The following is a 10,000-nucleotide window of genomic DNA, read 5'->3' on the forward strand; positions in this document are numbered from 1 at the left end:
GGCCGATAACGAGTTCCCACGGGCCGGTGCGGCCCTGGATATATCTGGAGGCAGAGTCGGTCATATTCACCCTATAGCGGGGCCGGCTTTCACAGGGAAGAGGCAGACGCCTCGAAATAGCGCAATACCTGCGGATCGACGCTGATCAGCTTCACACCTTCATACAGGGCCTGCGCCACCAGCAGACGATCGAACGGGTCTTTGTGGATAGGCGGCAGGGTATCGACCATCACCGTATGGGCGCTCAGGATCGGCAGCTCGACATAGCCATTATCCAGAAGTCCGCGCCGCAACAGACGCGGATCGGCCTGAAAATCCTCACGCCCCAGCCCGCGTTTAATGGCGACCTCCCACAGGCTGGCGGCGCTGAACAGCAGCGTGTTTTCCAGGTCTTCGAGTGGGCGCCTTATCTCAGGCGGCAGTTTTTCCGGCTCACCCGCCGCCCACAGCAGGATATGCGTATCGAGCAGCAGTTTCATGCGCCACCGAACAGGCGCGCGACCTCCTCTTCGCCCATACGGTCAAAATCGTCCGGCGTGCGGATATGACCGCTTAGGAACCCCAGACGGCGCACCTGTGCCCGATCAGGCGCGTCGATGGCGCTTACCCGCGCCACCGGCTTACCCGCTTTGGCGATGATGAAACTTTCGCCTTTGGCTGCCTGTTCCACCAGCCGCGACAGGTGGGTTTTGGCCTCGTGTATATTGACCGTGATCATAGCCACCTCATTAAACCAAGTCCGCTTAGTTTAGTTTATTATGGCCGTCATATCAAGACGCAGGTGACGGCGGCGGCACGTAGAGGCGGATCGTCGTCCCGCTGCCCGGTGCCGACACGATGTCGATGCGGCCACCGATCATCTGGGCGCGGCGGCGCAGGTGGCTCAGGCCTCGCCCGGCAGAGGCGCGCTCATCGGTGGCAAAGCCCACCCCGTCATCACTGAGCGTCAGGATCAGCCAGCCCGGCTGGTCCGGGTCGGCGCGCAGGCTGAGGTCAATGGTTTTCGGCTGCGCGTGTTTGAGCGCATTGGTAACCCCTTCCTGCAAAATACGGTAAATATTGAGAATTTCGTTGGGCCGATAGCCGCGCGGCTCCGCTTCCAGCGCGTTGCGCCAGTTCAGTTCCACCCCCACCACCTGAAGGCGCGGGCGCATCCGTTCGCGGAAGATGGCAAGCCCCACCTCCAGCGAATCCCCCATCGAATCCATCGAGTCGATGATCAGGCGCAGGTCATCCACGGCGGCCTGAATATTGACGCGCATCGTCTCTGCCGGCACGGCCCCCAGCTTGAGCTGCATCAGCAGGCTGACCAGATGCCCGCCTACCCCGTCGTGCATGTCGCGGATCAGGCGCTGCCGCTCGGCATTGACGGCGTTGAGCTGCTCCTGCTCCTGAAGCCGGGCATAGGAGGCGCGGATTTCGGCTTCACGGTCGCGCACCTGCCGCGCCAGATCATCGCGCTGTTCTTCGGCTGTGCGGTACAGCTCAAACCCCCGCGTCACCAGGTCAATGGCGATCCCGGCAATGATTACAAAGGGGAAGTAGAGCCCCGCCGTCAGCGGCCGCGCCAGACCGAACAGGCCGTGGTAGAGATCATAAAGGGTCGTCACCAGCCCGATCGACAGAAAGGGGAAGGAACGCAACAGCAGTTGCGGCTGAGACTGCGCCAGCACCCACATGCGATGCAGGAAATAGGCCGAGCAGACAAGGATAAGCAGGGTCTCGGTCACCGTCGGCAACCAGCTCTGCTTCGCGACCCACCCGATCAGCAGCAGCGCCACATCCGCCAGCGTGACGCCCACAATGATGGGCGTATGACGATCCGGGGCCGAGGTCCAGTTTTTGAGAAAATAGGCCGTCGCCCCCATAGTCAGCCCGGAAATGATCGACAACAACGTGTCATGCAGGGCATCCGGCAGGGCGCTGCCGTGCCACATGAAGCTGGCCCCCCGTACCGCCAGCGCCGCCATGAACAGGGTGACGCTGAGGAACAGACGGTTATAACCGCTGATCGGCAACAGGGCGGCGGCAATCATGCTCAGCAGGGTGGCCGCGATCACCGTGATCAGCGGCATACCAAGGGTGGTCATCAGGCGATGATCCTGAAGCTGACGCAAATCCGTCTCCGGGCCAAACAAAACGCCCTTCATATGCGGGTGGCAACCATTGGCCACCGCAACGATATCGACCCGGTTTTCCCCTGAGCGCAGCCTGTCCGGCGTCAGACTCAGGAGTTGCGGCCGCAAACCGTCGTGACTGGACGGAAAGCCGAACTGCCCGCGCGGCGGCGCCAGCAGGTGGCCATTGAGATAGACGGCGTAATTGTCCCGGATCACCGGCAGGAACAGGGCCTCAAAGCCGCGGTCCGGCTGCGGCCTCAGAAGAAAGGAAATCTGATAGGCCGGAAAGGTCGCGCCACGCACGCAGACATTGGCAAAGTCCTCCGGCATGGGGGTCATGCCGTCCGGCAGCAGCGTCATCTGGCTCAGCGGAAAGGCCTGCGGCGTCAGGCCGTCCACGGCCCGCATATAGACCTCGCGCACGCGATAGGCTTCGGTGGTTTCCGACGGCAACGGCTTGCGGGCAAAGGTAAACAACAGGCTCCAGAACACGATCTGCGCCACCAGCGCCCAGCACAGGGCGCGGCACAGATGGGTCCAGGGCGCAGCGGTCGGAAGGCGAAACATGCCTCACCATAACCGCAGGTTTGCAGGGATCACAAGCCGCCGGGCGAAACTACATGCGGATCAGGCCGCTGCGCACCGCTTCAAACACGGCTTCCGAGCGCGAATTGACCGCCAGTTTGCGATAGATGGCCTTGACGTGCGTGCCGACCGTGTGGTGCGAAATATCCAGCACACCGGCCGCTTCCTTGTAGCTCAGCCCCTTGGCCAGCAGCGACAGAAGCTCGATCTCGCGCGGCGTGATACCCGGTGCATCTTCGGCCAGTTCCGGTTCGGCGACGATGGCCAGCGACGCGTCCTTGCGGATATGGCGCAGCAGATAGGCCGCCACCGGGGCCGAAATGGGCGAGCCGCCGTTCAGGGTGTGGCGGATGCTGCCGATCAGTTCGCTCTCGGCACTGTCCTTCAGCACATAGCCGTCAGCCCCCGCCGTCAGGGCCGAAATGACCGAGGTTTCATCCCCGAACACCGTCAGGATAAGGATGCGGGTGGGCAAGCCCCGCTGACGGGCCGCCTTGATGATCTCAAGGCCGCTGCCGTCGCTGAGCCCCAGATCGAGAACGATCAGATCGGGGGCCGTATCGAGCAGGCTCAACCCCTCCGCCACGCTCCCCGCTTCTCCGGTCAGTCGCATGTCCGGCGCCGCCTCGATCAGAGTGGCGATATGACGGCGAACAAAGGGATCGTCCTCGATAAGGACCAGACGGGACTCGGACATGTAAACGAACTGTACCTGCGGGTTTTCAAATGACCTTGATATCGGGTGTAACATGCCCCCCCTCCCCTCACAATCGGCATCACCGGTTTATGGTAGCCCCTCCCATATAGGCGGTATAGCCAGGCGGAATTGTCCGTGTTTTTGTGTTGATCGTGGCTCTTCCGGAAGATGGGTCGCCGCGCAATCTATTTGGATGGCGTTTGAGTTATTCTCGTTTCAATTTGCCCCTATTCTTCAGTGGGCCGGTGACCCCACCGGCTCCTTTTTTTATTAAGTTATGTTCGCAGTTCTGCGTAAAAAAACGCCCGGCCAAAGCCGGGCGTTTTGCGTTTGTGACCAGAGCAGACTCCGCTCGGGCGTTTTGCCTTTGTCTTAGCGACGGCGCGGCGTCCACACCACAACGCGGCCGTTACGGTGCGTGTAGTAGGTGCTGTAGTACGGACGCTGCGTATAGTAGGCGACCGCATAGCCCTTCGGCGCGGGCGGCGGGGCGTATTCACGGCGGTCAAAAACAAAATACTGGTTGTTCAGGCACTGCTGGACCTTGTTTTCCTTCACTTCTTCGCCGACCTGATTGCCGATCGCGCCGCCAACCACGGCCCCCAGAACGGTGCCTTCGGTCTTGTTGCCCTTGCCGGCCACGACATTGCCGACGGCAGCCCCGGCCACAGCCCCAATGATGGTGCCCTTGGTCTTGGTGTTTTGCTGCTTGTGATAGCAGAAACCGTCATAGTTCTGCGCGGCGGCCGGCGTGGCGGCCACAGCGCCGAGAGCCAGGACGGCGGCAAAGCCACCGGCGATCAGTTTGGCGGACATATGGGACATGGAAAATACTCCTTTGGATGATGCGTTGTGACCTGCACATTGTCACCGCCCCGCTGAACCGGGACTGAACAGCGGTGTTCAGGTGCGTTCAAAAAACTTCCCGGAATATTGAACAGAGCTGTGACGCAATTACGTCAAGGGGCGACGAGACACAAAAAACCCGGCGCTGCGGCCGGGTTTTCTCATTCAACGACTGACGTTTGATCAGCGACGATAACGATAATCCTCGCCGTCGCGCTTGACCCAGTACGAGCTGTAATAGGGACGCTGGGTGAAATAGGCGATGCGATAACCGTCGGGCGGCGATGGCGGCTCATAATAGCCGCGGTCATAGACGTAATAGCGGCTATTCAGGCAGTTGGCCGAAGCCGTTTCCTTTTCCTTGTTCTTCTTGGCGACCTGATTGCCGATGACGCCACCGACCACGGCCCCCAGAATCGTGCCTTCGGTCTTGTTGCCCTTACCGGCGACGACATTGCCGAGCACGCCACCGGCGGCGGCCCCGATCACCGTGCCCTTGGTGCGGGCCGAACTGCCCTTCTGATAACACCAGCCGTCATAGCTCTGAGCGGCGGCAGGCAAGGCCAGACCGAGGGTGGCGGCGCCCAGCAGCGCGCCAAAGGTATATTTAAGCGATCCGTTCATAATGCACCTCACTTTCCGCGGTGAGAGTGGCGCGCCAGCTCTAAGGTTTCGATGCGCGCGCGCCACCACCCCATAAGAAAGCCGATAAGGCCAACTTGACCCTAGTGTCCTGAATCTGAAATTCGCATGCGCTTGATATCGCCCTCTGGCGAATTTCAGATTCAACAGGACACTAGCAACTTATTGTATCTAGTATCGTTTTTGAATTTGAAGTTCGCTCGGCTCTCGATATCAAAATGAAGCGAACTTCAAAATTCACGATACTAGGGCATGGCCAAAAAGCCATAGTTGGAAATCAATGTTACAAACTCGACACAGCTTCGTTGCAAAAGCGACATGCTATGCTAGCTTTAGCCAAGACTCCGGGGGAACACGGGGCTACAGGGACATAAACGCTGCGGAAGGGGCAAGTTATTGCTCCGAGGACCGTCATGCACCCAATCCAATCGCGCACCGCGCGCCGTTTTTCCGCCCGTCTAGGCGGCGTCTCTTTGCTTGCCCTGACCGCGCTGGTCGGCGCGGCCCACGCCGAAGACACCTCACCCAAGGCCGAGGACAGCGCCACGACCGAAGTCGTCGTCACCGCGTCGCGCCGTCTGGAAAAGGCCAGAGACGTGCCGGTCGCCGTGTCGTCGCTGGCGGGCACCAAGCTCGATGTCATCAATTCGTCGGGCCTCGACATCCGCGTGCTGGCGTCGCGCACACCGTCGCTGAACGTCGAATCGTCGTTTGGCCGAACCTTCCCGCGCTTCTACATCCGCGGTCTGGGCAATACCGACTTCGATCCCAACGCCTCTCAGCCGGTTTCCGTCGTCTATGACGACGTGGCGCTGGAAAACCCGATGCTGAAATCCTTCCCGATCTTCGACCTTGCCGCCGTCGAAGTGCTGCGCGGCCCGCAAGGCACGCTGTTCGGGCGCAACACGCCGTCGGGCGTCGTCAAGCTCAGTTCGGCCAAGCCGTCGGAGGTGTTTGGCGGCTATTACAGCGTCGCCGCCGGTAACCTCGGCACCGTCAATGCCGAAGGCGCGGTCACCGGGGGTCTGGGCAATGGCTTCTCCGGCCGTCTGTCGGGCATCATTCAGCGCCGCGACGACTGGGTGACCAACCTTGCCAACGGCAAGAAGCTGGAAGGCTACGAAGACATCGCGCTGCGCGGCCAGATGCGCTACGTCAGCGGTAACTTCGAGGCCCTGCTCAACGTGCATGGCCGCACGCTGGACGGTACGCCGCGTCTGTTCCGCGCCAGCGCCATCAAGCCGGGCACCAACGATTTCAACACCGGCTTCGATGTCGAAAAGGTCCGCCTCGACAGCCCCTTCATCAGCCAGTCGCTCGACTCGTTCGGCACCAACCTGCAACTGAGCTACACCTTCGACGGCATGGGCACGCTGCACTCGATCACCGCCTATGAGCGCGCCAAGACTGAAAGCTCCGGCGATATCGACGGCGGCGTCTCGACCATCGTCGCCCCCACCCTCTACGGCACCTTCTTCCCCGTCGCCACCGGCGGTACGACCGAGCCGGAAGAGTTTTCGCAGGAACTGCGCTTTGAAACCGAGCAGTTCGGCAAGTGGCGCGGTCAGTTCGGCCTCTACTACTTCGACCAGGTCCTGAAGTATAACGAGCTGGATTATCTCAACAATGGCGACGTGCGCCACAAGAACCACGGCACCAGCTTCGCCGTCTTCGGTTCGGCGGAATACAAGGCCACCGAGGCCCTGACCCTGCGCGCCGGCCTGCGCTACACCTCGGACGAAAAGAAGGACATCGTCTGGGGCCGCGCCGTCTTCCCCGGCAAGGCCCTGCCCATCACCACCAAGGTCGATGGCGACAATGTCTCCGGCGACCTCAGCGCCACCTATGTGATTACGCCGACGCTCAACTGGTACGCCCGCTTTGCCACCGGCTATCTCGCCCCGGCGATTCAGGACCGCGTCAACTTTGGCGGCGTGCCGACCACGGCCGGTGAGCAGACCACGACGTCTTACGAAACCGGCTTCAAGGGCTACGCCTTTGACAAGATGCTGCGCTACGACGTCTCGGCCTATTATTTCAAGACCAAGGACCTTCAGATCACCGCCGTCGGCGGCGCGGTCAACTCGGCCAAGCTGATCAATGCCAAGGAAGCCATCGGTCGCGGCATCGAAGCCGACCTGTCGTTCAAGCCGACGGACAACCTGCTGCTGACGGCCAGCGCCAGCTATAACGGCACGGAAATTCAGGACCCGGTGACCGCCGTGGCCACCTGTGGCTCGGGCCTGTGTACGCCGCTGGATCGCACCTATGTGTCGGGTGGCACGCGCTATGCCTATATCGACGGCAACCCCCTGCCCCAGGCCCCGGAATGGGTGGCCAACCTGACGGCCCAGTACGTCTGGCCGATGGGCGACGGCAGCCGCTTCTTCGTCTATGGCGACGTGGCCTACCGCTCGGAAATCAACTTCTTCCTCTATGAAGCGACCGAGTTCACCGGCAAGTCGTTCACCCAGACGGGCCTGCGTGGCGGTTACGTCACCAAGGGCGGTCTGGAAATCGCCGCCTATGTGCGCAACCTCGAAGACAATATCGTGGCCGAAAGCGGGATCGACTTCAACAACCTGACGGTCATGGTGTCGGAACCGCGCACCTATGGCCTCTCGCTGAAGAAGGCCTTCTAAGCGTCTCTGCATAAACAAGAAAAGGCCGGTGTTCACACCGGCCTTTTTTTTATGGTTTGCGCGTCTGATTACCCCCCGTGCGGCACATAGGCCTGAAATTCCAGCTCGACCTCCGCGCCGTAGGCCAGATCACTGACGCCAAAGGCGGTCCGCACCGGCAGGCGCGTCGGGTGGAAATAGGGCTTGTACAGGCGGTTGAAAGCGCTCCAGTTGGCCATGTCCTTCATCATCACGGTCGTCTTGAACACGTGCTCCAGCCCCAGCCCGTAGCGGCGCAGGATAGCCTGCGAATTGGACATGATCTGACGCACCTGCGGCTCAAAGCCGTCCACCAGCCGCCCCTGCGCATCGAGGCCGATCATGGCCGACAGGTAAAGGACGCCGCCCACCTGAACCGCTTCGGAAAAGGGCGAACGGGGGTGCGGGTGCATGTAGTAGGTGACGCCATCCGCATGGACCGGCTTCACGGGGATTTCAGGCAAACTCATGGCTTGGACTCCGGTGATGCCCGGCAGAGGCCCGCCGGGACTGTATGCAGCGATTTTGATGATCTGCGCTCGCCCTGACAAGCCCTGCACCTTTTTTTGATGCCCGATCGAGCAACAAAAAAAAACGCCCTGTCGGGACCTGACAGGGCGTTGATGGGGAATAAAAAGCGTAATGGAAATGATCTAAATACAGATACTGATGCAGAGGTATCCCCGCCCCGTATCGGCGGTTTTGATAACGTGATCACGGTTAAGGCGCAAGCAAAAATTTCACAATTTCAACCTCTTTGTGAAATTTTTCGGATAATCGCGTTCAGGCTTCAAGATAGCCATACAGGATGGCGCGGGTAATGCGCCGGTACTGTAACGTCAGATGCTCCAGCGGCAGCAGCGGATAGACCGCATTGACGCCCCGCGCCGCATCGGCCAGCATCTGCGCCAGTTCGGCGGCGCTGTAATCGCCTTTGAGGCGCAATGTCCCTTCCGCCGCCAGCGTGTCAATAAAGGCCGCCAGATCGGCCTGAAACGCCGTTGCCAGCTCGATCATGATGTCGGTGCAGATGCGAAACACCGTCGCCTTGATCTCCAGCGCGTGCGGCGACGGCTGGATCAGACGCCAGGTATCCCCGTAACGAATATCGATCATCGTGGTAAAGATGTCCAGCACATCGCCGCCCGTCTCACGCACATTGTGGGCCGCGGCAAAGCACCTGTCTATCAGCTCCAGATTATGCTGGCGGAACATGGCGCGAAAGGCATCGTCCTTGTTCTCGAAATAGTTATAGAGCGTGCGGCGCGTAAACCCACAGCCCTCGGCCAGGGCTTCCATGGTCAGTTTCTGGAAACCCCGGCTAAGGAAAGCGGTCTGTACGCGATTGAGAAGGTCCGGGCTCGGCGTCATGCTCCTACGTAACGCCTGATGGACAGGGTGACAACCGAGGCATGATTAGCCCTGTACTTTTTTCGCCGCCCCGGCGCACCAGCGATAGAGCCCGGCCACCCCGGAAACGGCCAGCACCAGCGCAATGACCATCGCCGTCTCTTCGCCGTAGGGGATGGGCAGGATAGCCAGCGGGGCCTTGGAGCCGGTGAAGGTGATCACCCCGGCCAGCACCACCTTGAACAGGCTTTCGCCGACGATAAAGCCTGAGGCGATCAGCACCCCCAGACGCGAAGCCGGTTCGGCCCACGGCTTACCCTGCACCAGCCGCTCAAACAGCCAGCCGCCAAAGGCCCCGACCACCACCGGCGCGGTCACCGCCGACGGCAGATAGATGGCCAGCCCCACCCCCAGCGGCGGCAGGCTGTACTTGTCGTTCGTCACCTTGCGCAGCAGAAGGTCAAAGGCCACAAGCCCGGCCCCGATCAGCGCCCCGGCCCCCAGCAAACCCCACGGCAGGCTGCCACCAATGGCTCCCTTGGCCAGAGTCGAGATCAGGGTCGCCTGCGGCGCACCCAGCGGTTCGCCCGTAATGCCGCGATAGTTGGGGTCACCCGCAAACCCGAAGGCCTCATTGAGCAGATTAAGCACCAGCGGGATAACCACCGCCCCGGCGATCACGCCGATGACCAGCGCCACCTGCTGTTTCCACGGCGTCGCCCCGACCAGTTGCCCGGTCTTGAGGTCCTGAAGGTTGTCGTTACCGACGACGGCGACGGCCAGCACGAAGGTGGTGGCAAACAGGGCAAAGGCCGTCAGGGCCTGACCCACATCCGGGCCGCTGATCGTGTGACCGACGGCACCAATCAGCAGGGCCGCCCCCAGCACGCTGAGGATACCGACGCCCGACACGGGCGAGTTGGACGACCCGATCAGGCCCGCCATATAGCCGCACACGGCGGCGGCCAGCAGACCGGCGATGGCAAGGTAAAGCACGCCCAGCGCCACGAGGGGCAGGCTGAGGCTGGCAATGGCCGTCCCGTTGAGGAAGCTCGCCATCAGGAACCCGGCCGGCACCAGCAGCAGCACCGAGATCAGGC

The 10,000-nt window shown here is 61.3% G+C and carries 10 protein-coding genes; 1 reads left to right on the plus strand and 9 read right to left on the minus strand.

From position 1 onward, the window contains the following. Nucleotides 1-89: 89 nt before the first annotated feature. The 6 genes from LDL37_RS01745 to LDL37_RS01770 form a co-directional block, all read right to left on the minus strand. Nucleotides 90-479, minus strand: a complete 390-nt coding sequence (locus tag LDL37_RS01745) for a type II toxin-antitoxin system VapC family toxin (protein ID WP_290793416.1) — start codon at nt 477-479, stop codon at nt 90-92. Further along, nucleotides 476-718, minus strand: a complete 243-nt coding sequence (locus LDL37_RS01750; RefSeq protein WP_290793419.1) for a type II toxin-antitoxin system prevent-host-death family antitoxin — start codon at nt 716-718, stop codon at nt 476-478. The genes LDL37_RS01745 and LDL37_RS01750 overlap by 4 nt, the downstream gene beginning before the upstream one ends. A gap of 52 nt (nt 719-770) precedes the next feature. Then, the gene (locus LDL37_RS01755; RefSeq protein ID WP_290793422.1) at nt 771-2,687 is read right to left on the minus strand and encodes a sensor histidine kinase; all 1,917 of its coding nucleotides are present in this window, start codon (nt 2,685-2,687) and stop codon (nt 771-773) included. A gap of 49 nt (nt 2,688-2,736) precedes the next feature. Continuing rightward, a complete protein-coding gene (locus tag LDL37_RS01760) occupies nt 2,737-3,402 on the minus strand; it encodes a response regulator transcription factor (RefSeq protein ID WP_290793425.1) in 666 nt (221 codons plus the stop codon). A gap of 372 nt (nt 3,403-3,774) precedes the next feature. Next, the gene (locus LDL37_RS01765; RefSeq protein ID WP_290793428.1) at nt 3,775-4,227 is read right to left on the minus strand and encodes a glycine zipper 2TM domain-containing protein; all 453 of its coding nucleotides are present in this window, start codon (nt 4,225-4,227) and stop codon (nt 3,775-3,777) included. Nucleotides 4,228-4,431: 204 nt separating this feature from the next. Continuing rightward, a complete protein-coding gene (locus LDL37_RS01770; RefSeq protein ID WP_290793431.1) occupies nt 4,432-4,872 on the minus strand; it encodes a glycine zipper 2TM domain-containing protein in 441 nt (146 codons plus the stop codon). Nucleotides 4,873-5,363: 491 nt separating this feature from the next. Between LDL37_RS01770 and LDL37_RS01775 the strand changes: the two genes are divergently transcribed. Next, on the plus strand, nt 5,364-7,532 hold the full coding sequence (locus LDL37_RS01775; RefSeq protein ID WP_290793434.1) for a TonB-dependent receptor: 2,169 nt from the start codon (nt 5,364-5,366) through the stop codon (nt 7,530-7,532). 68 nt (nt 7,533-7,600) lie between these two features. Here the strand turns inward: LDL37_RS01775 and LDL37_RS01780 are convergent, their stop codons facing one another. The 3 genes from LDL37_RS01780 to LDL37_RS01790 form a co-directional block, all read right to left on the minus strand. Then, entirely contained in the window at nt 7,601-8,020 is a 420-nt protein-coding gene (locus LDL37_RS01780; RefSeq protein ID WP_126424084.1) for a RidA family protein, read from the minus strand. Between the two features lie 313 nt (nt 8,021-8,333). Further along, the gene (locus LDL37_RS01785) at nt 8,334-8,921 is read right to left on the minus strand and encodes a TetR/AcrR family transcriptional regulator (protein ID WP_290793438.1); all 588 of its coding nucleotides are present in this window, start codon (nt 8,919-8,921) and stop codon (nt 8,334-8,336) included. Nucleotides 8,922-8,966: 45 nt separating this feature from the next. After that, nucleotides 8,967-10,000 (minus strand): oligopeptide transporter, OPT family (locus LDL37_RS01790; RefSeq protein ID WP_290793441.1); only part of this gene is annotated, 1,034 nt, incomplete at its 5' end.

Source organism: Asticcacaulis sp. (genome assembly GCF_020217185.1).
Lineage (GTDB): Bacteria > Pseudomonadota > Alphaproteobacteria > Caulobacterales > Caulobacteraceae > Asticcacaulis.

Coding starts and splice junctions, on each gene's coding strand:
- LDL37_RS01785 (WP_290793438.1), bottom strand. CDS start 8,921: ATGACGCCGAGCCCGGACCTTCTCAATCGCGTACAGACCGCTTTCCTT.
- LDL37_RS01765 (WP_290793428.1), bottom strand. CDS start 4,227: ATGTCCCATATGTCCGCCAAACTGATCGCCGGTGGCTTTGCCGCCGTC.
- LDL37_RS01745 (WP_290793416.1), bottom strand. CDS start 479: ATGAAACTGCTGCTCGATACGCATATCCTGCTGTGGGCGGCGGGTGAG.
- LDL37_RS01750 (WP_290793419.1), bottom strand. CDS start 718: ATGATCACGGTCAATATACACGAGGCCAAAACCCACCTGTCGCGGCTG.
- LDL37_RS01760 (WP_290793425.1), bottom strand. CDS start 3,402: ATGTCCGAGTCCCGTCTGGTCCTTATCGAGGACGATCCCTTTGTTCGC.
- LDL37_RS01780 (WP_126424084.1), bottom strand. CDS start 8,020: ATGAGTTTGCCTGAAATCCCCGTGAAGCCGGTCCATGCGGATGGCGTC.
- LDL37_RS01770 (WP_290793431.1), bottom strand. CDS start 4,872: ATGAACGGATCGCTTAAATATACCTTTGGCGCGCTGCTGGGCGCCGCC.
- LDL37_RS01755 (WP_290793422.1), bottom strand. CDS start 2,687: ATGTTTCGCCTTCCGACCGCTGCGCCCTGGACCCATCTGTGCCGCGCC.